We start from the raw sequence: 23,341 nt of genomic DNA on the forward strand, positions 1-23,341 counted from the left end.
CCACTGGTGGCAATAAAAAAGCACCTCATAAAGAAGTGCTTGGATTTAAGTATCGGGTTAATGAGTAACTCTTATTTTGATTTTTTAAAAGAATGAATCCTAGCGTCTTCTTCCCTGTCTGTTTCCTCCGTAATGCTGATTGGGCATTTGCGCTTTCTTCATACTATCCTTCATCATTTTGATTTGATCTGCAAGCATATTGCGTTTATCTAGCTTTTGAGCTTCGTTCAAGAGCATCTTGGCTTCTTGAGGTCTTCTTTTGCTAAATGCAATTCCTGCAAGATTTAATTTTGCCATGGCCATATCGTGGTCCATTGCCAGACCAAAAGAAAGCGCTTTTTTAAAATATTTTTCGGCTTCATTCATATTGGTTTGGGAGACCATAATACCGTGAAGATAATTGTAATAGCCTTCTTGTTTTTTTACCAAAGCACTAGAAGGATTCTTAATCATATCCAACCACTTTTTAGCGCCGACAAAATCTTGCTTTCGCAACCTTAAAAATGCTAATAATATAAATTCGTTCTTAAAATAGAGGAATACGAAAATTGTGGATAATAAAATAAACATGATGCCATTTCCGATATATCCTTCGGTAAATTGATAAACGGCATAAGCTATGATTAAAGCAGTTATAACGAGTTTTATGTTTTTATTGTACATGGTTTAATTTAATATTTTGTAAGTAATAGTAGATGTTATTTCAGTTGGTATAGTCATGTTTTGGGCATTCACTTGCGTGTCGCCTATATAAATACCTTCAACAGTAATCTCCTTAAACAATCCTGTTTTTGAATTGGCATTAATCGTTGTTTTTTGGGTTCCGGTAAGCACCATTGTGACATTCTCATCAATATTGGACATGGTGACGTCTGCATTTCCAGAAACCGTATATGCATCCTCAGTATATGTTGATAAGGTCCATTTGTTTTTGGCTCGTAAATCTCCTTGATAAACATTCTCCCAAGTATCATTGATGGTTACGGCCTTGGCAGGCAAAAAATATGTCATCTGCTCAAAACTATTGGAAAGTGCCTCGCTTCCAAATTGTTTTTCAAATTGTGCTTTGTTAGCTTCGATGGTCGCTCCATCGATAATATTAGCGGCTTTGAACATGGAAGCAATTAACTCTTCACCTCCGGAAATAGATTGGATTTTCCCAGTTCGTTCCATGATCATAGTTACAGGGATGTTTAAAGTGCCTTTAAACATTTTCGAGGTCAGATCGGCATCATCTTCATTGGCTGTGTCTGCGTTGAGCAGCTCACCAAGCTCAGGAGAGCTCATGGTCATTTTTAGATGCTGAAATGTCATTTCCAAAACAATCACATCTTGTTCAACTTTAACCACCTTAAACTGCATCACGCTTTTCAAATGGTTATTAATAATTTGATCTACACCATTAATGTCTTGTGTAATATGCTGTTTGGCCTGTTGTTCAACTCTAAAAGTGTCATCTGTCTTAAGATTATATTGCAGCACTTTTTGAGCAGTTAAACTCAAAGATGAAAGAAAAATAAGCAAAATAGTTAATGCCTTCATATATCTTTTTAATGGGTCTGTTTTCAAATCACAAAGAAACTAATTTTTTTTAAGTTGGCATTGATATATTCTATCTTATTAAAGGCGACTCTCCTTAGAAATAAGTCGTAAATTTAAAGCCTTAATTGGAAGATGAAAATTTCATAAAAATATTTCAAAATTTGATTTGCCAGAGTAAAAAGTCTTTGTATATTTGCCCGCAGTTTTGAAGAAAGAATCAAGACCAAATTTTAGACTATACAAGATTATTTTAAAGATATAAAAAAATGAGCAAAAGAACGTTTCAACCATCGAAAAGAAAGAGAGTAAACAAGCACGGTTTTAGAGAAAGAATGGCTTCTGCCAATGGAAGAAAGGTCCTTGCACGTAGAAGAGCTAAAGGAAGAAAGAAAATATCTGTATCTTCAGAAACAAGACATAAAAAATAATGATTGGGAATGATTAACAATTGTTGATAATTTAAAGGTGTTACTTAGGTGTAACGCCTTTTTTTGTACCTAATTCATACTTATTTTTGTGCGGGTAAAAATCGAAACAATCGAAAGCATCAATAATTTGAAATAAAGACCCAAAGTTTCAACTTTTTTGAACACCGAATACTCAACACCAAACACCGAACACTGTCTGCCCCACCGGAGGATTTACGGAGGCAGCAACACTGAACACTGAAAAATAACCCAATACAATGCCTAGAAACAAAAACATTAAATCTGTACTTATTATCGGATCAGGTCCAATCGTTATCGGACAAGCTTGCGAGTTTGATTATGCAGGTACACAAGCCTTAAGATCACTTAGAGAAGACGGTATAGAAACCATTCTCATTAATTCAAATCCGGCAACAATCATGACAGACCCTACTATGGCGGATCATGTCTACTTATTGCCACTTACTACAAAATCGCTTATAACAATCTTGAAGGAGCATCCACAAATTGATGCTGTTTTACCGACTATGGGCGGGCAAACGGCTTTGAATTTATGTATTGAGGCGGATGAAAAAGGCATTTGGAAAGATTTTAATGTCAAATTGATTGGTGTTGATATCAATGCTATAAATATTACTGAAGACCGTGAAGAATTCAGAGAGTTGATGCTTAAAATAGGGGTGCCAATGGCGCCTCAAGCTACGGCGACTTCTTATTTGGAAGGTAAGGAAATTGCGCAAGAATTTGGTTTTCCATTGGTTATTAGAGCCTCATTTACGCTTGGAGGCGAGGGTGCGTCCTTTGTGCATACAGAGGATCAGTTTGACAACTTGTTGACTCGTGGATTGGAAGTTTCTCCTATTCATGAGGTCATGATTGATAAAGCTTTGATTGGATGGAAAGAATATGAATTGGAGTTGCTGCGTGATAAAAATGACAACGTAGTCATTATTTGTACCATTGAAAATATGGATCCGATGGGCATCCACACAGGAGACTCCATTACCGTTGCTCCTGCAATGACCTTATCGGATACAACCTTCCAACGGATGCGTGATATGGCCATTCATATGATGCGCAGTATTGGTGACTTTGCTGGTGGATGTAATGTTCAGTTTGCCGTGAGTCCAGATGAAAACGAAGATATCATTGCGATTGAAATCAATCCACGGGTTTCGCGTTCGTCAGCATTGGCAAGTAAAGCAACTGGATATCCAATTGCTAAAATCGCTTCAAAATTGGCCATTGGTTATAATTTGGACGAATTGACCAATCAAATAACAAAATCAACATCGGCTTTATTTGAGCCGACATTGGATTATGTGGTCGTAAAAATTCCGCGTTGGAATTTTGATAAATTTGAAGGCGCAGATCGTACTTTGGGACTACAAATGAAGTCTGTTGGAGAAGTGATGGCTATTGGTCGATCGTTCCAGGAAGCGCTTCACAAGGCTACTCAGTCATTGGAAATTAAGCGCAACGGACTTGGTGCTGACGGTAAAGGCTATAAAAATTATGACCAAATTCTCGATAAATTGGAACATGCCAGTTGGGATCGTGTGTTTGTAATATATGATGCCATTCAAATGGGGATTCCGTTGAGCCGCATCCATAAGATCACGAAAATTGATATGTGGTTCTTAAAGCAGTATGAAGAATTGTACCATCTTGAAAAGGAAATTTCGACCTTCACTATTGATACCATTGAACATGATTTGCTCTTGGAAGCAAAGCAAAAAGGCTATGGAGACCGACAGATTGCGCACATGTTGAACTGCTTGGAAAGTCAAGTTTATAAAAAACGTGATGAATTAAACATTAAACGTATCTATAAATTGGTAGATACCTGTGCTGCCGAGTTTAAAGCACAAACACCTTACTACTATTCGACATTCGAAAATAACGTGGAATCTCCAGATGGTACACAAATATCCGCTAATGAAAGTGTGGTTTCTGACAAGAAAAAGATCATTGTTCTAGGTTCCGGTCCTAACCGGATTGGACAAGGTATTGAATTCGACTATTGCTGTGTCCACGGTGTAATGGCAGCTTCAGAATGTGGGTATGAAACCATTATGATCAACTGTAACCCTGAAACGGTTTCTACAGATTTTGATATTTCTGATAAATTGTATTTTGAACCAGTGTTTTGGGAACATATTTACGACATCATCCGTCATGAAAAGCCAGAAGGTGTGATTGTACAATTAGGTGGACAAACAGCATTGAAACTGGCCGAAAAGTTAGATCGTTATGGGATCAAAATTATCGGAACAACTTATAAATCGCTTGACTTAGCTGAAGATAGAGGGAGTTTTTCTAAATTATTAAAGGAAAACAATATTCCTTATCCAGAATTTGACGTGGCTACCACAGCAGACGAAGCTTTGGCAATTTCAGATGTACTTGACTTCCCGATTTTGGTAAGACCTTCTTATGTTCTTGGAGGCCAAGGCATGAAAATTGTCATCAATAGGAAGGAATTGGAGGAACACGTCGTGAATTTGCTTAGAAAAATGCCAAATAACCAATTGCTTTTGGATCGTTATTTAGATGGTGCCATTGAGGCGGAAGCTGATGCGATTTGTGATGGCGAGAATGTTTACATCATCGGTATTATGGAGCATATTGAACCTTGTGGCGTCCATTCAGGTGATAGTAATGCAACGTTGCCACCTTTTAATTTGGGCGAATTTGTATTGCAGCAAATAAAGGATCACACCAAAAAAATTGCCTTGGCCTTAAACACAGTAGGACTGATCAACGTTCAATTTGCTATTAAGGATGATATTGTGTACATCATTGAGGCGAACCCAAGAGCATCCAGAACGGTGCCTTTTATAGCAAAGGCCTATAAGGAACCTTACGTCAATTATGCGACGAAAGTCATGTTGGGTGAGAAGAAGGTCGCAGACTTTAACTTCAATCCGCAATTGGAAGGTTTTGCTATCAAACAACCAGTATTCTCATTTAATAAGTTTCCAACGGTCAACAAACAATTAGGGCCAGAAATGAAGAGTACTGGGGAAAGTATCCTATTTATTGACAGTTTAAAGGATGATCAATTTTATGATTTGTACTCGAGGCGTAAAATGTATTTAAGTAAATAACAAGTTATTAGCGAAATTATTCGTTGAAATGCATTCTATGTTTTATTAATAAATTGTAATTTAGCTCGCTTGCTAATGAAATTTATTTAATGAATATAAAATGCATTTCTTTTTTGATGTTCTTTTTCGTGTCTCTTGTAGGGCATTCTCAAAAGAATATTTTTGAAGTAGCCCGTTCTGGCTCAGTAAATGAAATAAAGGCTTTGATGGCGATTAATGCGGATACGATCAATGCAGTTGAAGGTTCAGGTTATTTGCCTTTAACCTTAGCCTGTTATAATGGAAACAAGGAAGTTGCTCTTTTTTTAGTGAATCATGTCAAGGATATTAACGGTACGAGTAAGATGGGTACACCATTAATGGCAGCCGTTTTTAAGGATGATGTTGCTGTTGTGAAAGCCCTGTTGACTATGAAAGCAAATCCTAATTTGGCGGATGGCAATGGAACAACCGCGTTGCATTATGCTATTATGAGCAGGAATGAAGCTGTTATAAAGCTATTGGTTGATGCTAATGCAGATGTGGCTTTTAAGGATAAACGAGGAAACTCTGCTTTAGACTATGGCAAAATGACTCAAAACCAAACTATTATTAATCTATTAGAAAAGAATAAAATATGAAAAAAACTACTTTGGCCTTTTTAGGTGTTTTATTAACTTCATTTGCTTTTGCTCAAACCTATTCTACGGGGGCAATGGAGCTTCACAATGCAGATGGTATGGTTTTTACCGCAAAAGTGGACGTTACCAGCACTTTGGTAACTTTGACTCTTAACGGTCCAGATGATCGTTATTTGGGGTTCGGATTTGGTCTTCAAACAATGGCCTCCGGTGGAGATGTTATACTTTTTTATGATGATGTCAATACGCCTGCAGAAGACTTTCAGTTGTCTGATAGAAAATTCTTAGGTACTGGACAGGTACCTGAAATTGATGTCAATCAAGATTGGACCTTGGTGTCAAACACACTCGAAGATGGTCAGCGTACTGTGGTAGGCACGAGAGTTTTAGATACAGGGCATGATGACGATTATGTATTCTCTACTTCTGATAGTTCTTTGAATTTTACTTGGGCAATTGGTAGCAGTTATGCACTTGACCGTCACAGTGCAAGAGGTGGTTCTATGCAATCTTTAACCTTAAGTCAAGATGAGGCCGCATTAAGTGATTTTACCATGACGCCTAATCCGGGACGCTCTAAATTTGAATTGCGACTTCCTATTGGGGTCAGCAATGTGAAGCTGCAAGTTTATGATGTTTTAGGTAAAAATATTTTATCCAAATCAGTGAATACACTATCAACTACGGTTGATGTTTCAAAATGGAACAACGGAGTGTATTTGGTTAGAGTAACGTCAGACAATGGTTCACAAACCAAACGTTTTGTAAAACAATAAAATTGTAAAGAAATATATCAAAGACCATCAACACTAACATTGATGGTTTTTTTATGAAATTAAGGGAACACTTACCAAATACAGAAGTCCAACTAATATGGCGATCCCAAAACTGATCAGGGTTCCAATTAAAATATATTCTGTCAACTTGCGCTCTTTTGATTCTCTAAGATCACCAAATCTGAATACTGATTTTGCCGTAATCAAAAATCCTACAGCTTCCCAATGGTCTAAAATCACAAAGACAAATACTAAGACACGTTCCAGAATCCCGATATACTTTCCAGCATCCTTAAGAGATTCATTGCCTTCAATAATCTTTGAAATATTCCATTTTAAAAAGATGGTCTTCATAATGATAGAGACGGGAATGGTCAAGAATAATACGGAGGTAAGGAGTAGGAGTGTATGATCTGTCAGTAGATGATCTAAGCCCGCATCCTTGGCTATAAATAACCAATAGACCAGCAAAATAATCAGAAAGTGCAGGAACTGGTCTATAAAGAATAGTAGTCGTTTTGTTTTCTTGGTTTGAAGCTTCAGTTTTAAGGCATCAATAACAAAATGTGACACCCCGATGATTAATATTAATGGCCATTTTGAAACATCCCAAAGAATAACGAACAATAAAACAATATGAATAAAAACATGCAGGTATAGCTTTGGAGACCTCAATGTTTTCTTTTCCTTTTCTTTTATCCAAGATGTCGGTTGAAGGAAAAAATCTCCAATAAGATGTGCGAGTATGAGTTTTATGAGTATCATGCCTGTAATTGTATTATTTTTTGGCGGTAGTGGTGTTCCAACTGCATAATAAGTTCTAAATGGGCGCGTTTTTGTCTGCTGCTCACCGCATTTTGATTGATGCCTATAAGTTTGCCAAGTTCTTCTTGTAAGGCATTTGGTTGCTCTATATATAATTTTACAATTTCTGCCGAATTCGTTGTCCATTGATCCATTATGGTCAAAGCCAATTTAAAGTAGAGATTGAGTTCTTGATTCAATTGTTCGTTAGTGGTTTTGATCTTGAGATTGACTTTTTCTTTTTTCAAGGTTTCTAAAGTTTCACCCGAAAATTGAAAAGCCTCCCCATTGGATTCCACAACAGTTTTACCGGTAAATGATTTTTCTCCAATACCTATGGCAATACGTACGTCCAAGCCTTTGATGGTTTTGATGCAGGCCTTAATGTATAGGGCTGCTTTTAGACTTTCAGTAATATTTTCCAACTCCAATTGAAAGCTATCCCCTCTATAGATTTCCCATTGGGAAGGGTTTTGCGTACATACGGTTAACGCTTCTTTTAAAGTGGAAAGCCATACCTCAGGATTTTTGATGGATCGCGATTTGATGATATCTCCTGTCAATATACTGGTCATAAAAGGTATTTAATGAGTTTAGATTATCAATTCATTATGTGATAATGACAATTATCACATATTAAGTTGATAAATTCAATTATCATCTTATTAAATGATATTCAAATATATCGCTTATATACGAGATAAACAAGTTACGGAATAGCAACCTTAACTTTATAAGCTTCTAAAATATGCAAATAGTCATTCGGTGAAAAGTCTTTCTCTTTAAATTCCTTTCGTCTCAAGCGTTTCATATCATTCCGTTTTAAACATTTTAAAAACCGCCTGACTTCCTGTTTATCGTTGATGATCAATCCTGGAACTTCAACAGAATTTCCATCATCATCCTTTGCAACCATCGTAAAGTAAGAAGAGTTGCAATGTTTTATTTCGCCAGTTCTAATATTTTCGGCTTCCACACGAATGCCGACCACCATTGATGTATTGCCCACATAATTAATAGAAGCCTTCATGGTCACCAATTCGCCTATCTCAATCGGATTCAAGAAATCGACCGTATCTACAGATGCGGTAACACAATAAGTTTTAGAGTGTTTTGAAGCGCAGGCAAACGCAATCTGGTCCATTAAATTGAGAATATAACCGCCGTGAATTTTTCCATTAAAGTTCGAATTTGACGGCAGCATCAATTCGGAAATTAAAATCCTTGAGTCATCTATTTTTTTAAATTTTGTTTCGTCTTGCATATTATTCGTCATCAATGGCACGTTTTAATAGTTTTTCGTTTTGTTGTTTACTGGCTTTAGCGCCAAGTGTTTTAAGGGTTTCCACGCGTTTGATCAAATTTCCTTTCCCGGTTAATTTGACCATCGCACTGTCATAAGATTTTTGCACGGTTCCTATTTGATTCCCAACCTTGACCAATTCTTCCGTTAAGTTAACAAAAGAGTCATATAACCGGCCTGCGTGGGTGGCTATTGCAATGGCATTTGCCTTTTGCTTCTCGTTTTGCCACATGCTGTCAATAGTTTTTAAAACGGCAAGGAGCGTGGTAGGGGTGACAATAATAATATTTTTATCAAACGCATCGCTGTACAAGGCTGGATATTCCATAGAGGCGATGGCAAAAGCAGATTCTATTGGGATGAACAACAATACAAAATCCGGACTTTCCATGTCGTAGAGTTGGTGGTATTTTTTTTCTCCCAATTCACTGACACGTTTTCTAACCGAAATTAAATGGTTTTTCAAATGTGTAGAGCGTTCTGATTCGTCAACTTCGTTGATATACCTCTCGTAAGCCACTAAAGATACTTTTGAATCGACAATCATTTTCTTGTCCCCGGGCAAAGAAATGACCACATCTGGCAGTACGCGTTTGCCATCTTCAGTAGTAAAACTTTGTTGAACAAAATACTCGCTGTCTTTTTGAAGTCCGCTGCGTTCCAAAATCCGTTCCAATACCAATTCCCCCCAATTTCCCTGCATTTTAGTATCACCTTTCAAGGCTTTGGTCAAATTGGTGGTCTCTTTGCTCATTTGTTCATTGAGCTCTTTTAAGCCGATAATCTGACGACGCAAATCGGCGCTTCTGGTGATGTCTTCCTTATTGGTTTCTTCCACACGTTTTTCAAAATGTTGAATTTTTTCGTGTAAAGGTTTTAAGATGGCGTCTATATTCTCTTTATTTTGTGTGGTAAATTTAGTCGATTTTTCATCAAGGATTTTGTTGGCTAAATTTTCAAATTCAATGGTGAATTTTTCCTGTAACTTTTCTACTTCAGCTTTTTGTTCTTGATTTTTCGTGAATAGATTTTCGAAATCGGCATTTTTTCGCGTCAATTCAGTGTTTAGGAATTCCTTCTCACTGCGGATAAACTCACGATCTGTTTCAATTTTGGCCAAGGAGTCTTTAAGTGAACTGAGTTGGGCTTGATTATTTTGTTCAATTTTTTGAATCTCCAAATCATGCTGCATTCTTGAATCAAGAAGTTGCTGCTGAAGATTCAAAATGCGTTCTTCAAGCGTACTTTGTTCGCCCTTATTTGTGAGTTTAGTGATAGTAATACCAATATAGGCACCAATTCCGCCAGAAATAAGAATGGAAATAATAAGGATAATGCTGTCGTTCATTTCAAAAATGGGTTTGATCAAAGATAGATTTTTTTTCGAAAGAAGATGGAAGAAAGAAGTTGGAAGCTCGGAGCGGGAAGCGGGGAGTTGGAAGGATTAAGTGGGGAGCACGAAGTTAAAAACTACAATTTCAGATTTGTCAATTAATATAATAAAGTGAATACTGAGACTGCCAACTGAAGACTGAAAACTGCCAACTGAAGACTATTTTCTAACTCTAAATGTTCCCGTGTTTTCATCAAAAGAGATCAGATCTTTAGGGAATAAGCTGTTAAAAGTACCTTTGGAAATGAGCTGGCATGGTGGGCCAGATATGACTTCGTTTTCGCTCATCACAATCATATTATCGCATAGTTGAATGGCCAAGTCTATTTCATGAGAAGAGAATAAAATAGTTTTCCCGGTGTCTTTCGTTAATTTTTGAAGCAGTTTTAAAATATAGGCCTTATGGTACATATCAAGATGGGTGGTTGGCTCATCCAAAATGATCAAATCGGTATCTTGGGCCAAAGCACGTGCAATCATTACTTTTTGCAACTGCCCATCACTTAATTCGAAGCATTTTTTAGTTTTGAGAGCTTCAATATTGGTTTGAACCAATGCTTTATTGGTGATGGCAATATCTTCCTGAGATAAACTCCCCATCCAATTGGTATATGGTTGCCGTCCTAAAGCAACCAATTCAAAAACGGAGAGGTTTTTTGAAGCAATCAGCTCTGTCAGTACTAGACTTAATTGTTTTGCCAAATCAATCGGTTCATAATCCAAAACCGCTTTGGAATTGATATAAACCTCACCCGATAAAGGTTTTTGCACATTGGTCAAAGTCCGTAAAAGCGTTGATTTCCCGATGCCGTTGGCCCCCACTAAACCAACCAGCTGCCCTTTTTCTAAACTAATATTGATGGAATCCGCTATAATAGTTGCTCCTTTTTTGGAAGCGTAACCAATGGATAGGTTTTTGGTTTCGAGGACGATATGTGGTGGTGTTTTAGTCACGCTATTAAATGATGAAATTACTATGAGACGTTAAGATTTGTCTGTTATCTGTTATCTGTTGTCTGTTGTCTGTTTTCTATTGTCTGTGCTGTCTGTATAAAATTTCTATATTCTATATTCGAAATTGGATAGTCAAAATTACTGCCCTCCACATTATGAATTTTCAAGATGTCGCCCCTTTGGCGCTTGATTTTATAAGTTATATCCTATTACAGAGATATCATCCCTCAGGGATTTCTTTAGATCTATTGACGTCAAAAACTTATAAATCTGTCAGTTATCTGTTTTTGTTGTGTAGTCAGTTTTAACTTTGTGCGTTAGCTGTTTAAAACTTCTCTATCTTTTATTCGAAATTGGTTATAAGATAATCACAATTATTATTTTTCTCTTAAACATCTAAACATCTAAACATCTAAACATCTAAACATCTAAACATCTAAACATCTAAACATCTAAACATCTAAACTCATCCCTAATCTCCTAATCCCCTAATCCTCCATTCTTCTAAAACAACATCTTCCGCTTTCTCACCAACAACCAAATCACCACCGGCGCACCCACCAATGAGGTAATGGCATTAATAGGTAGTGTATAATCGCTTGTTGGCAATTGTGCAATACTATCACAAATAAGCATTACTATGGCACCAAATAAAAATACGGCAGGCAATAGAATTTTATGGTTGGACGTATGGAAAATCTGACGGGTCATATGCGGAATGGCCAAACCGATAAAGGCAATTGGTCCTGCAAAAGCCGTAATGGTTCCTGCCAATAAACTGGTGGCAATAATGATAATGAGTCTACTCTGTTTCAAGTTCAGCCCCATACTTTTAGCATAATTTTCGCCTAATAATAGGGTGTTCAAGCCTTTTATTGAAACGATGGTCATCAAAACACCTGTTAGATAGATTAAAAAGAAGATCAAAAGTTCGTTCCACGAAAGGTTGCCAAGACTTCCAAAGCCCCAAAAAATATATTGTTGGAGTTGTTCTGCGGAACTAAAATAAGAAAGGACACTAACTACGGCAGCGGTGATACTCCCAAACATCAACCCTATAATAAGGATAGCCATAGTGTCGCGTACCCTTGAAGATACGATCATGACGGCCAAGAGCACTAAAAAACTCCCTAAACTTGCAGCAATCACAACGCTCCATTTGGAGATCAGCAAGGTGGTAAAAATACCGCCAAAAAAGCCTGAACCCAGAATAACCAATGCAACACCTAAACTTGCTCCGGAACTAATACCCAAAACAAATGGTCCAGCCAACGGATTTCTAAAGAGCGTTTGCATCAGTAGGCCTGAGATACCTAATCCGGAACCCACCAAAATTGCCGTAAAGGCTTTTGGCAAACGGTAATTTTGAATGATGTAATTATCAGCTTTACCGATCAGACTATTGAAAATTTCCTTTGTAGTTATGGAGACAGATCCCAAACTAATGTTCACGAAAAAACAGATGATGAGCAGCGCTATCAGTATCAAGAATGGATATGTATATTTTTTTTCCATGTGTTCAAGATCTGACAGGTTTCTAAAACCTGTCAGATCTGAATAATTATTTTATTTTTTATTTTAAACGCTCAAAAAAATGAGGCTCATAGTCGTTTAATAGTTCTGGATGAGTTATTTTAATTAAATCCTTTAAGACCAAGTCTGGTCGTGCCATACCCATTTCAAAATAGGTAACGCCTCCTGTTTTTCCTGTAGTATTGACAAAGGAGTAGACCGCTTTGTTTTGGAATGCTTTAAACTTGGTGTAATGGGGACTAGCTTTTTCGATGGCCTCCAAACTTGAATAATAAGAAGGGCTAATCCAAATCTCGGCTTCTTTAGCCTTGTCAAAAACAACTTCAAAATTAAGTGAAAGACTGCCTTTATCCGTTGTGTCACTCCACAAATAATTAGCGTTGGCATCTTTTAATAGGATGGCTTCAGAGCTGGTGCCACTCGGTAAATACCAAATATCCTTGTACATGGCGCCACTTAATACTGTTGGACTTTGAGTCACATTTTGGGCAATCTTCTTAGCTTCTAAATAATCGGCTTCAATATTCTTAAAAATCGAATCGGCTTCTTTTTCTTTATCGTAAAGCACACCAAAGAACTTGATCCATTCTGCTTTAGCCAAAGGCGATGTTTCAACCCAATCGCCATTAAAGATCACTGGAATTCCCGCCTTCTGTATATTGTCAAAAGCTTTGTTGTTGCCATCAATGCCAAATCCGATCACCAGTTCTGGTCGCAGTTCCAATAAGACTTCCGTATTGATACTTTCATTTTTGCCTAATTCCCTCACCAAGCCTTCATCTATTAAAGCTCTTGTTTTCTCTGAGGATACATAATTTGTGTCAGGAAAACCGATCAACGTGTTTTCAACATTTAATAATTCCAATGCAGGAATGTGAGTGGTGGAGGTGACCACTATTTTTTCGATGGGTGTGATTAAAATGGCATCAAACTCATCTTTGTTTAAAGTAATCTTAGGTGCCACTTCTTTATTTACCAACGCATAGCGATAGGTTTTATCCGATTTTGGCCATGGATTTTTGATTTCCAATACCTTAAAATCTTGATAATTCTCTACGGAGAAACCTTCAGCATAAGAAAGTGATGGGTTTTCTTTGTTTGATGCTTGATGTTTTACAGGTAATCCTTTGTCTTCTTTACAGTTAACAAGGATTAAAAACAGTAATAAAAGTGATATTTTCTTCAAAATCTAAATTTTTCACTTCAAAAGTAAGATTATTAACTGAAATAGGGGACTTGCCCGTTGGGAAGATTCTGGAATAAAAACATTTTAAGCCTTCAGGCTTTATCCATATAAAATGATTAGTTTTGCAGCGAATTTGGTTTGATATAATAATCTATGTCAATTAAAAGGGAATTTGGTTAATATCCAAAACTGTTCCCGCAACTGTAAGCTATAACGCTTCATGTTACACTTCAAGTCACTGTTACGCATAGCGCGATGGGAAGACGAACATGAAGACGCAAGTCAGGAGACCTGCCAATTTCATCATCAAAAGCGGCTTTCGGGTAAAGAGCCTTTAGATTATGAAAAGACTACTTTATATTTTTATTATTCTGGTTCTTGGCAACGTTAATGTTGTTCATGCACAGCTGGATTCTATCCAAAAACTGGATGAAGTTATCTTGAGCGATGTTAAGTTGAAACGCTACACCTCAGGATACAAAGTAACGGTGTTAAAAGATTCTGTTTTAGCAAAAAGTCCGTGGTCGTTGACCGATTTACTGCGCTACAATTCAAATATCTACTTTAAGGAGAACGGTTATGGCATGGTGTCTTCACCATCTTTTAGAGGCACGAATGCCTCACAAACAGCGGTGGTTTGGAATGGCATCAATATCAATTCCCAACTTAACGGACAAGTCGATTTTAATACCATCAACACATCCAATTATGATTCTGTTGAGATACGGAGCGGTGGTGGCAGTGTGCAATACGGCAGTGGCGCCATAGGAGGGAGTGTGCATCTGAGTAATGCCTTGTCGTTTATGAAACACACCGATCATACGGTGAGAATGAGTTATGGCAGTTTTGATACCAAGCGGGCAAATTACGGACTTTCAACGGGCTCAGAAAATTGGTCGGTTAATTTAGGTGTGGCCTACGTCGATTCGGAAAATGACTATAAATATCTCGGCACGAATAAAACCAATAAAAATGGGCAATACGATAATTTAAGCTTTAATCTCAACGCGGGCTACCTGCTTAATGACCATCATGTCTTCAAATTGTATCATCAAAGTTTTGTAGGGGATCGTAATTTTTCAGGAACACTCCTGGCACCATCAAAAAGTAAATATGAAGACACCAATTACAGGTCCATGTTGGAATGGGGCTATTTTCATAAACAGTACACCTCCAAAGTAAAGGTGGTTCATCTTCTTGAAGAATTTAAATATTTTGAGAATAAAGATGCAGAGTACTTTTCCTTTGGTCGGGTGCAGAGTTTTATAGGAAATCACAATCTCAATATCAAACTGACTGAAACTATTGATTTGCGAACCATCATTGAGTTTGCCAAGTACTCAGGAAACGGAGATAGTTTCTCAAAGCCAAGCCGAGATGCATTTTCCGCCACCGCATTGTGGAGACATAAGGTTTCTGAACCACTGATTTACGGATTGAACATCAGAAAAGATTTTACCTCAGATTTTGAAAGTCCGCTCGTGTTTTCTGTGGATGGCGAATATCGTTTTAGTGAAAGCTATGCGCTCAAATTAAATGGTTCCAAAAATTTCAGGGTGCCTACGTTCAACGATTTGTATTGGAATCCTGGCGGTAATTTGGATTTGCTTCCTGAATCCTCTTATCAAGTTGATTTCGGACAGGAATTCTCATCTAAATTCGTCGATCTAAAATTGAACGCTTATTTTATCAACACCAAAGATATGATCCAATGGGTGCCTGATAATACCGGATTGTTTCGACCACAAAACATTAATAAAGTCAAAAGTTATGGTGGCGAATTGGAAGTTTTCCTTAAATATACTATCGGAAGCCATCATCTTAATATGAATTCGGGATATTCCTATACAGTTTCTGAAAATGATGCCAATGCCAAGCAGCTCATCTATGTTCCGTTACATAAAGCCAATTTAAACTTCGGCTATAGTTTTAAAGCTGTAGAATTATTTTATCAGCATCTCTTTAACGGTGAAGTTGACATTATTGGAGGACAGTTGGATGGGTATGATGTGGGGAATTTGGGACTTTCCTACAATTATGAGATTTCCAAAAATGTCCATTCCATTTTACAGTTTAATATCAATAACCTTTATAATACAACCTATGAAAATGTGGCGTTGCGTTCAATGCCCAACCGAAATTATCAATTACAATTAACTCTCAAATTTTAAAACTATGAAAATTAAAAACAATTTAGTATTAGCATTATCATTGCTTGTTTTGTCATTCTCTTGTAGTAGTGATGATGATAACCATGAGCAAGAGCCACAAGGCGCTTACGAAGATGGCATTTTGATTACAAATGAAGGTAATTATGGCCATGGTAATGGCACTGTTACTTTTATATCGGATGATTTCTCTTATGCTGAACAAAAGATGTTTTTCAATGTAAACGGTACGTTGTTAGGAGATACTGCTCAAAGTATTGGCTTTCATGAAGACTTGGCTTATATCGTAGTCAACAATTCCCAAAAGATTGAAGTGGTGAATCGCTATACATTTCAATCGGTAGCAACCATTGATTCTGGGTTGAGTAATCCACGCTTTATCACTTTTTTATCTGGAAAGGGCTATGTGACCAATTGGGGTGATGGTTCAAATCCAGAGGATGATTTTGTTGCAGTTATTGATTTAGAAACCAATATAGTTTCAGGCACAATTTCAGTAGAGGAAGGTCCTGAAAGAATTATTACAAATGGAACATCTATTTATGTAGCACATCAAGGAGGCTACAGCCAAAACAATATTGTTTCGGTGATTAAGCCAAACTCTGATGAGGTAGAAACGATTACTGTTGGAGATGTACCAAATTCGATGGTTTTTGATAGTCAAGGGGCGTTATATGTGTTGTCTGGTGGGATCCCAGCGTGGACGGAAAATGAAACAGGCGGTCAATTGGATGTTATCAACACGAGCTCTAACACCGTTTCAGCAACTTTTGGGTTTGACGATAATGAGCACCCATCTAATTTGACTTACGGAGAATCGCTTTATTATACTCTAAATGGAGGAGTTTATAAGTTAGCTATAGATAGCCAGGAGTTATCGACAACGCCAGAAATTGAAGGTGTCAATTTTAATTTTATGACCGTACGCAATAACATTTTATATGGTGTAGGTGCAGAAGATTATACTTCAAATGGAACTTTACAAAGTTATGATTTAGGAACAAATGCGACATTGCATTCAAAAGAGGTGGGAATTAATCCAGGTGGAATTTATTTTAACGATTAATCAGAATCGAATCTTATATTCAATAAAAAAGCCGCTATTTCAGCGGCTTTTTTTAGGTGATGATTTTATCTCAGATTTTGAAATGCTGGAAGATGATCCAGAACATCAATATACATTTCATTATCTAACAATTTCTTGTCAACTTGATCTTTTAAAGGAATCAAATTATTATCTATCGATGGGAATGGTCGTCCACTTCCAGTAATGTCAGCAATTGCTTTTGCTAAAAATGGTTCGTTAGCCTCACCTAAAACGCCAAGGAAGTTCACTGCCTCTGTCATTTGGAACTGCTCCATTGCGCTTAGAAAACCATTAGGTGGCACACGTGTATCATCTTTATTTACAGACACAGCTACTAAAGGCTGTATGGCATAGGTATGATTAGGATTTGCGTTTTGACGAGAAAAGTTTTCAGAATCATATAAGGTCACTGAAGCTTGGGACTTTCCGGTTGTTCTACCACCAATTTGAACTACATCAATATAAGCAGACAGCCCGTTAATTATCAGCTCGCTCGCAGAGGCTGTTCTGTTAGTTGTTAAGACATAAACCTTTTCTAAATTCAGAGAATTAATGGCACCTACACCTCCCGGGGCATTGTTCTTGAATGTATATGAAGTGTTTTCAGATTGTAAATTTTCATTCCAAACAAGTTTAGAAAAAACTTGACCATTGAATTGTCCGGTGATCATACTTGCCAAAAGTGCTGCGGTATTGACTGATCCGCCGCCATTATATCTTAAATCTAAAACCAAATGCTGAACACCCGCAGCTTTTAATTCCCCAAAAGCTTCATTTAATTGAGGATCATAATTACTAGTAAAGCTAGTATACATTAAATAACCAATTTTAGAACCATTGATGTCTAATATTTTGGTCGTGTGCACTGGATTCTCGTTATAAGGTTTTTTCGTCAATGTTACAGTATCAGAAGTTGAGTCTACGGAGTCATCATTAGGAGTTGCAGTGCCATTGTCGTTATAAGTAGCCAAATTTAATGTGTATGTTTCTTGATTTAAAAGCGCGTTGAAGTTATCTCTGGTCATTGGAACACCATCTATTGCATTAAAAGCTTGTCCGCGTTTTAAACCAGAGGTACTTGCTTCACTATCATTTAATACCAATCTGACAACGCCAAATACCTTGGTATCGCTACCAGGCTGCAGATAATAATTGGACTCTAAGCCGTTGGTTTTAAATTCACCCTGAAACTGCTGCTCTAAAGCAATATAGTCAGATGTAATAAAACTAAAACGATCCACAACCTCTCTTTGATATATTAAACTTTCAAAGAACTCTTCAGGTACGGAATATCCGTTTATGTAATTTGTATAAGCTTCATCGCTAGGAAAACGGCTGTCTGCTAAATTCGGAACATCAGCTTTATAGAGATAAAAAAGGTTCATCGCTGTCCAAACATAATCATTAACTTCATTTTTAACGACAACCGGAGGTGGCACTTCATCATCTTTATCTTTAGAACAGCTCATGTTTAAGCTGAAAACAACAAGTGCGAAAAGGGCAAATTTTAAAATTTTCATGGGACTTTTATTTTATTATCTATTAATAGGTCGGTAATTTAACTCGAAATTTACTTACATTATTGTAAAATCAAAAATATTTGTAACAAAACTGAAAGTCTTTCGTCGTAAGAATAGAAACAGGTTTAACTCATCTGTTATAAAACTAACCATAATGACACAAACTGATTTTGTAAAATTGGTACTTCCTTTTAAGGATAAAGTCTTTAGACTTGCCAAGCGGCTTCTGGTCTCTAAAGAGGAAGCAGAAGATGCCACGCAAGAGGTCTTGATAAAATTATGGAACAACAAGGAAAAGATTGAGGGGTATAATAATGTAGAAGCTTTTTCAATGACGATGACCAGAAACTTGTGTTTGGACCGATTAAAATCAAAACAAGCTCAAAATTTAAAAATTGTCCACAGCAATTATCAGGATCATAACGTGTCTTTACAAAAACAATTGGAAATCAATGATAGTGTGGATTGGGTTTCAAAGATTATGGAAGAGTTACCTGATCAGCAAAAAATAATTGTGCAACTTAGAGATATAGAAGAATATGATTTTGATGAGATTGCGAAAGTTTTGGAAATGAACGAAACCGCAGTAAGAGTCGCCTTATCAAGGGCGAGAAAGACAATAAGAGAAAAATTGACTAAAAAACACAGCTATGGCATTAATTAATATAGAACAACTTTTAGAAAAGTACGATAACGCTGAAACGAGTTTGGCGGAAGAAGCACAGATAAGAGCATATTTTGCCGAAGAAGATGTGCCTGCACATTTAGAATCTTATAAGTTATTGTTTCAATACGTGTCGCAAACAAAACAAGAACAGTTTACCAAAGACGTTCCATTACTTCCGAAAGCATTCGGGACTAAACGTACAAAATTGTACCAGTGGATTTCAGTCGCAGCCGTAGCGGTCCTTATGTTGGGAGCCTATTTTCAAGTGAATCAAATGAATCAGAAAACCTCCCTGAATGATTTGAGCCAGGAACAATTGATGGCGTACAACCAAACTATGGAGGTCTTTAACTTAGTGTCTTCTAAACTCAATAAAGGCACTAACCATTTAGGAGCTTTAAATTTAGTGTCCTCTAAGTTGAATGAGGGTGCTGAAAACCTGATCCATATCAAAGAATTTAACAAAGCAACAAATAGAATTATTAAAAACAAGTAACCTGATTAAATAAAGAAATTATGAAAAAATTAAAAAAACTTCACGCATATCTTCAAAAGAAGAGTGGCGTGAGCAAAAAAGCAGTTATTTTGTTGGCCATTTTGATTGCGCCAATGGTATCCTTTGGACAGAGCTTTTTTGACAAGTATGAGTCGATGAAGGGTGTTACATCCGGAGTCATCAGTCAAAAAATGTTTAAAATGATTGCTACTATAGACGTGGACCTTGATGATTCTGAAGCCCAAGGTTATTTAGATATGGTCAAAAAAATTCAGAGTATCAAAGTATTGAGTACTGGCGATTCAAATATTTCTTCAAGTTTATCCGCTGATACTGAAAAGTATATTAGCAGCTCAAAAATGGATGAATTGATGCGTTTTAAAGATGGTAGCCAAACAGTGAAGTTTTATGTCAAGGAAGGACGTGATGAAAACCATGTCAAAGAACTGCTGATGTATATTAGTGGGCTGAAAGAATTGACCAAAGACGCCAACATTGAAATTAATGGTGAAAAGAGAGAGGTTGAAACCATCTTGGTGTCCATTATTGGCGATGTAGATTTGCGAGAGATTTCCAAAATCACAAGCAAAATGAATGTTCCTGGTGGTGAACATCTTGAAAAAGCTGGAAAAAGTAAAAAACAATAACTATGAAATCATTAATCAAAAATCTAACAGTAATGACTCTTTTGATTGCAACGCTTCACAGTTGCAATCAAGGGCCATCGTTACAGAGCTATTATGTTGATAGTCAAGAACAGCCTAATTTTCTTTCAATAGATGTGCCATTAAGTATGTTAAACCTTGATAAAGAACAATTGACTCAAGATCAGAACGACGCTTATAAATCCATCCAAAAGTTAAATATGTTGGCTTATAAAGTCACTCCTGACAATACTATGGAATATGAAGCAGAAATGGCAAAAGTGAAAACCATTTTGAACAATCCGAAATATGAAGAATTAATGCGAGGAGGCAGCCCTGAGGAAGGAACCTTTACCATCATAACTTTGGGTAAAGATGATGATATTGACGAGTTTATCCTATTTGGAAATATCGATAGCAGGGGCTTTGCCATTGTAAGAATTTTAGGCAAGGACATGAACCCAAATAAAATCATGACTTTAGCATCTGCATTGGACAAAGCAAATATTAACGACTCACAACTCAATCAGTTTACTGAGTTTTTCAAATAATCGGAAGAGTAGGCTGTGTGTTTAAAATTAAAAATCACCCAAGAAACATTAGGATTCTGGGTGATTTTCGTTTTCATATAATCTAAAAAACATATATATCACAAGACAGATGAAAGTTCCGAACAATAAAAATTTCACTATAAAGTAATCGAGTACATCAAAAATGCCGGCAATTAAAAAGCCAATGGCAACAATTCCTGTAAGTATTCGTCCAATGAAGTCGATTCGGGCCATCTTCTAAATTCCTGTGTAATTGCTTGGTGTAATTTGTTTCAATTCTTCTTTTATAGCGTCTGACACTTCTAAGGTATTAATAAAGTCTGATATTGACTTTTGATTAATTGTAGTATTGGTTCGCGTTAATCCCTTTAAAGCTTCGTACGGATTTGGATAGGCTTCCCTTCTTAAAATTGTTTGGATAGCTTCTGCAACAACGGCCCAATTATTTTCAAGGTCTTCCTGAAATTTAGGCTCGTTCAATACCAATTTGCCCAAACCTGTCAAAGTGCTTTTGAATCCAATAATTGTATGTCCAAAAGGTACGCCCACATTTCTCAATACCGTGCTATCGGTCAAATCACGTTGTAAACGTGAAATAGGTAATTTTGAAGATAAATGCTCAAAAATAGCATTGGCAATTCCTAAATTACCTTCACTGTTTTCAAAATCGATAGGGTTGACTTTATGTGGCATGGCACTACTGCCAACTTCACCTTCTTTAATTTTTTGTTTGAAATAATCCATGGAGACATAAGTCCACATGTCCCTGTCCAAATCTATAAGAATGGTATTGATTCTTTTTAAATTATCAAATAATGCCGCCATATGATCGTAATGCTCAATCTGCGTCGTAGGAAAGGAATGTTGTAAACCTAATTTTCCTTGGACAAACTTTGTTCCAAAAGCTTTCCAATCAATACTTGGATAGGCAACTTTATGTGCATTGAAATTTCCTGTTGCACCGCCAAATTTTGCTGCACTCGGAATATCGTTCAGTAAATTGAACTGTTCTTCCAATCGTACTACGAACACTTCAATTTCTTTGCCTAATCGTGTCGGCGATGCCGGTTGTCCATGTGTTCTCGCTAACATCGGGATGTTTGCCCATTCTTTAGAAAGTTCTTTCAGCTTTTCAACCACATTCAGATATTCAGGGACGTAAACGTCGGTCATGGCTTCTTTGATGCTTAAAGGCACAGCCGTATTATTGATATCCTGAGAGGTCAATCCAAAATGGATGAATTCTTTGTACGCATTCAGATGAAGCGCATCAAATTTCTCTTTAATAAAATATTCAACTGCCTTAACATCGTGATTGGTTACTTTTTCAATGGCTTTAATGGCCGATGCATCCTCAGTTGAAAACTGTGTGTAAATCGCTCTTAAATCATCGAATTTTGAAGTGTCAAAATCTTTGAGTTGAGGCAACGGTATTTCACATAAAGCAATAAAATAATCGATTTCTACCTGAACCCGATATTTTATAAGTGCTTCTTCTGAAAAATAATCGGCTAAACTGCTGACTTTGTTTCTATATCTTCCATCAATTGGGGAAATAGCATTTAAAGGTGATAATGACATTTGATGCGTTGTTTTTGTTGAGTTAAAAAGAAGTTGCAAAGATAATAAAGAAAGTTAGAAGATGGGACTGGGAGCTCGAAGTATGTTTGAATATAAATTTTAAATTATATTGACATTGTCCGATATAGTTCACCACAGTTTTGGGTTCTGAGCTTTCTTCGCCGTGCTTCCAATCTCAAGCTTTCTTGATTTTTTTCAGAATTTGACGTGCACGGGCTTTAAATCCAGAGCTTTGCATTTGAAAATCCCGCTCTAAAATAAGTGCCAATTCTGGGTGGATCCAATTAAAATCTTGGCCTAATAAATAAAGCGTATTCATTGAATAGGCTTTAGGTGCAATTTTTTGGTCATTGATCATCCAGTCAAAACAGGCTTCAATGATTTTTTCCTTATGAGTGCTGGTGAAGGCGCTCTGCAAGTTATTTTGATTTTTTGAGTAATAAGCTTTGGTCAGATATTCGCAAATTTTTGCGACAGGTCTAATTGCCGAATCTAAATGTACATGATGAATGTTTTCTGTAAATTGATCTAAATGCGGAATAATGGCTTCGAGATTTTTGCCGCACATAAACTCAAGAATCCAAGCGGCCCTGCACGAGGTTTTATCGTCAACCATAAAAAGAATATTTAGCAATTCTGGAATCAATTCCGGTTGTGCCAGTATTAAATTGGCGTATTTCAGTCTACTGGCGCGTGAATGGTCCACATAGTTTAATTCGACGTAAAGTTGGTCAGTAGTCACTCGTTTTACTTATTTTTAACCCTAAAACTAACAAAACTGAAAATTTTAAAAAAGCGATTATTTTAAATCTTTCGTTTTTGTTGTAGATACTATGTTTAATCCTAAACGAACATCTGAGTGAAGCGTGTCTTTTAACTTTTTTTGATAGCAGACCTTTTTGCAGAAATGAAAAAACATATTTATACATCTTCAGTAAATGACTATGATTCGTCACCCGTCATCCATCATCCGTCATC

Annotated in this window: 22 protein-coding genes and 1 riboswitch; of the genes, 10 read left to right on the top strand and 12 right to left on the bottom strand. The window is 36.7% G+C overall.

The features are described from left to right. Nucleotides 1-99: 99 nt before the first annotated feature. Nucleotides 100-663, bottom strand: a complete 564-nt coding sequence (locus J4051_RS11340) for a DUF2892 domain-containing protein (RefSeq protein WP_208233991.1) — start codon at nucleotides 661-663, stop codon at nucleotides 100-102. A gap of 3 nt (nucleotides 664-666) precedes the next feature. After that, on the bottom strand, nucleotides 667-1,542 hold the full coding sequence (locus tag J4051_RS11345; protein WP_208233992.1) for a DUF6263 family protein: 876 nt from the start codon (nucleotides 1,540-1,542) through the stop codon (nucleotides 667-669). A 266-nt stretch (nucleotides 1,543-1,808) separates the two neighbouring features. Here J4051_RS11345 and rpmH point away from each other — a divergent pair, with 266 nt between their 5' ends. From rpmH to J4051_RS11365, 4 genes are all read left to right on the top strand, one after another. Next, nucleotides 1,809-1,970, top strand: coding sequence for a 50S ribosomal protein L34 (rpmH, locus tag J4051_RS11350; RefSeq protein WP_208233993.1), 162 nt, complete (start codon nucleotides 1,809-1,811; stop codon nucleotides 1,968-1,970). A 257-nt stretch (nucleotides 1,971-2,227) separates the two neighbouring features. After that, a complete protein-coding gene (gene carB, locus J4051_RS11355) occupies nucleotides 2,228-5,080 on the top strand; it encodes a carbamoyl-phosphate synthase large subunit (RefSeq protein WP_208233994.1) in 2,853 nt (950 codons plus the stop codon). Between the two features lie 89 nt (nucleotides 5,081-5,169). Then, nucleotides 5,170-5,700, top strand: a complete 531-nt coding sequence (locus J4051_RS11360) for an ankyrin repeat domain-containing protein (protein WP_236027386.1) — start codon at nucleotides 5,170-5,172, stop codon at nucleotides 5,698-5,700. Next, nucleotides 5,697-6,476, top strand: a complete 780-nt coding sequence (locus J4051_RS11365) for a T9SS type A sorting domain-containing protein (protein ID WP_208233995.1) — start codon at nucleotides 5,697-5,699, stop codon at nucleotides 6,474-6,476. The genes J4051_RS11360 and J4051_RS11365 overlap by 4 nt, the downstream gene beginning before the upstream one ends. 51 nt (nucleotides 6,477-6,527) lie before the next feature. Here the strand turns inward: J4051_RS11365 and J4051_RS11370 are convergent, their stop codons facing one another. The 7 genes from J4051_RS11370 to J4051_RS11400 all read right to left on the bottom strand — a co-directional run bounded on the left by J4051_RS11370 (nucleotide 6,528) and on the right by J4051_RS11400 (nucleotide 13,649). Further along, entirely contained in the window at nucleotides 6,528-7,241 is a 714-nt protein-coding gene (locus J4051_RS11370) for a DUF3307 domain-containing protein (protein WP_208233996.1), read from the bottom strand. Next, the gene (locus tag J4051_RS11375) at nucleotides 7,238-7,855 is read right to left on the bottom strand and encodes a SatD family protein (protein WP_208233997.1); all 618 of its coding nucleotides are present in this window, start codon (nucleotides 7,853-7,855) and stop codon (nucleotides 7,238-7,240) included. The genes J4051_RS11370 and J4051_RS11375 overlap by 4 nt, the downstream gene beginning before the upstream one ends. A 134-nt stretch (nucleotides 7,856-7,989) precedes the next feature. Then, nucleotides 7,990-8,556 carry an acyl-CoA thioesterase gene (locus J4051_RS11380; RefSeq protein WP_236027387.1) on the bottom strand — a complete coding sequence of 189 codons (567 nt, stop codon included), beginning with the start codon at nucleotides 8,554-8,556 and terminating at the stop codon, nucleotides 7,990-7,992. Continuing rightward, complete coding sequence (gene rmuC, locus J4051_RS11385) at nucleotides 8,546-9,931, bottom strand: DNA recombination protein RmuC (RefSeq protein ID WP_208234056.1); 1,386 nt, start codon at nucleotides 9,929-9,931, stop codon at nucleotides 8,546-8,548. The genes J4051_RS11380 and rmuC overlap by 11 nt, the downstream gene beginning before the upstream one ends. Nucleotides 9,932-10,135: 204 nt before the next feature. Next, nucleotides 10,136-10,930 carry an ABC transporter ATP-binding protein gene (locus J4051_RS11390; RefSeq protein ID WP_208233998.1) on the bottom strand — a complete coding sequence of 265 codons (795 nt, stop codon included), beginning with the start codon at nucleotides 10,928-10,930 and terminating at the stop codon, nucleotides 10,136-10,138. A gap of 504 nt (nucleotides 10,931-11,434) precedes the next feature. Next, entirely contained in the window at nucleotides 11,435-12,445 is a 1,011-nt protein-coding gene (locus J4051_RS11395; protein WP_208233999.1) for a FecCD family ABC transporter permease, read from the bottom strand. A gap of 58 nt (nucleotides 12,446-12,503) precedes the next feature. After that, entirely contained in the window at nucleotides 12,504-13,649 is a 1,146-nt protein-coding gene (locus J4051_RS11400) for an ABC transporter substrate-binding protein (RefSeq protein ID WP_208234000.1), read from the bottom strand. Nucleotides 13,650-13,766: 117 nt separating this feature from the next. After that, nucleotides 13,767-13,962: riboswitch (cobalamin riboswitch) on the top strand. A gap of 28 nt (nucleotides 13,963-13,990) precedes the next feature. Here J4051_RS11400 and J4051_RS11405 point away from each other — a divergent pair. Next, nucleotides 13,991-15,820: a TonB-dependent receptor plug domain-containing protein gene (locus J4051_RS11405; protein WP_208234001.1), complete on the top strand. Its 1,830-nt coding sequence runs from the start codon at nucleotides 13,991-13,993 to the stop codon at nucleotides 15,818-15,820. Between the two features lie 4 nt (nucleotides 15,821-15,824). After that, nucleotides 15,825-16,883 carry a DUF5074 domain-containing protein gene (locus J4051_RS11410; RefSeq protein WP_208234002.1) on the top strand — a complete coding sequence of 353 codons (1,059 nt, stop codon included), beginning with the start codon at nucleotides 15,825-15,827 and terminating at the stop codon, nucleotides 16,881-16,883. A gap of 65 nt (nucleotides 16,884-16,948) precedes the next feature. On the opposite strand, the gene J4051_RS11415 is transcribed toward J4051_RS11410, so the two are convergent. Next, the gene (locus J4051_RS11415; RefSeq protein WP_208234003.1) at nucleotides 16,949-18,424 is read right to left on the bottom strand and encodes a S41 family peptidase; all 1,476 of its coding nucleotides are present in this window, start codon (nucleotides 18,422-18,424) and stop codon (nucleotides 16,949-16,951) included. Nucleotides 18,425-18,578: 154 nt separating this feature from the next. Here J4051_RS11415 and J4051_RS11420 point away from each other — a divergent pair, with 154 nt between their 5' ends. From J4051_RS11420 to J4051_RS11435, 4 genes are read left to right on the top strand one after another with little or no spacing between them, the layout of a single operon-like run. Next, nucleotides 18,579-19,088: an RNA polymerase sigma factor gene (locus J4051_RS11420; RefSeq protein ID WP_208234004.1), complete on the top strand. Its 510-nt coding sequence runs from the start codon at nucleotides 18,579-18,581 to the stop codon at nucleotides 19,086-19,088. Continuing rightward, a complete protein-coding gene (locus tag J4051_RS11425) occupies nucleotides 19,075-19,587 on the top strand; it encodes a hypothetical protein (protein WP_208234005.1) in 513 nt (170 codons plus the stop codon). Before J4051_RS11420 ends, J4051_RS11425 begins: the two co-directional genes overlap by 14 nt. A 20-nt stretch (nucleotides 19,588-19,607) precedes the next feature. Next, complete coding sequence (locus J4051_RS11430; RefSeq protein ID WP_208234006.1) at nucleotides 19,608-20,234, top strand: DUF4252 domain-containing protein; 627 nt, start codon at nucleotides 19,608-19,610, stop codon at nucleotides 20,232-20,234. 2 nt (nucleotides 20,235-20,236) lie between these two features. Continuing rightward, on the top strand, nucleotides 20,237-20,782 hold the full coding sequence (locus J4051_RS11435) for a DUF4252 domain-containing protein (protein WP_208234007.1): 546 nt from the start codon (nucleotides 20,237-20,239) through the stop codon (nucleotides 20,780-20,782). A 237-nt stretch (nucleotides 20,783-21,019) separates the two neighbouring features. Here the strand turns inward: J4051_RS11435 and purB are convergent, their stop codons facing one another. Together purB and J4051_RS11445 are read right to left on the bottom strand one after the other, a co-directional pair. Further along, the gene (gene purB, locus J4051_RS11440; RefSeq protein WP_208234008.1) at nucleotides 21,020-22,363 is read right to left on the bottom strand and encodes an adenylosuccinate lyase; all 1,344 of its coding nucleotides are present in this window, start codon (nucleotides 22,361-22,363) and stop codon (nucleotides 21,020-21,022) included. A 175-nt stretch (nucleotides 22,364-22,538) separates the two neighbouring features. Next, a complete protein-coding gene (locus tag J4051_RS11445; RefSeq protein ID WP_208234009.1) occupies nucleotides 22,539-23,105 on the bottom strand; it encodes an adenylosuccinate lyase in 567 nt (188 codons plus the stop codon). Between the last annotated feature and the right edge of the window lie 236 nt (nucleotides 23,106-23,341).

Origin of the sequence: Gelidibacter pelagius, from assembly GCF_017581925.1 — a bacterium.
In the GTDB taxonomy this organism is placed as follows: domain Bacteria; phylum Bacteroidota; class Bacteroidia; order Flavobacteriales; family Flavobacteriaceae; genus Gelidibacter; species Gelidibacter pelagius.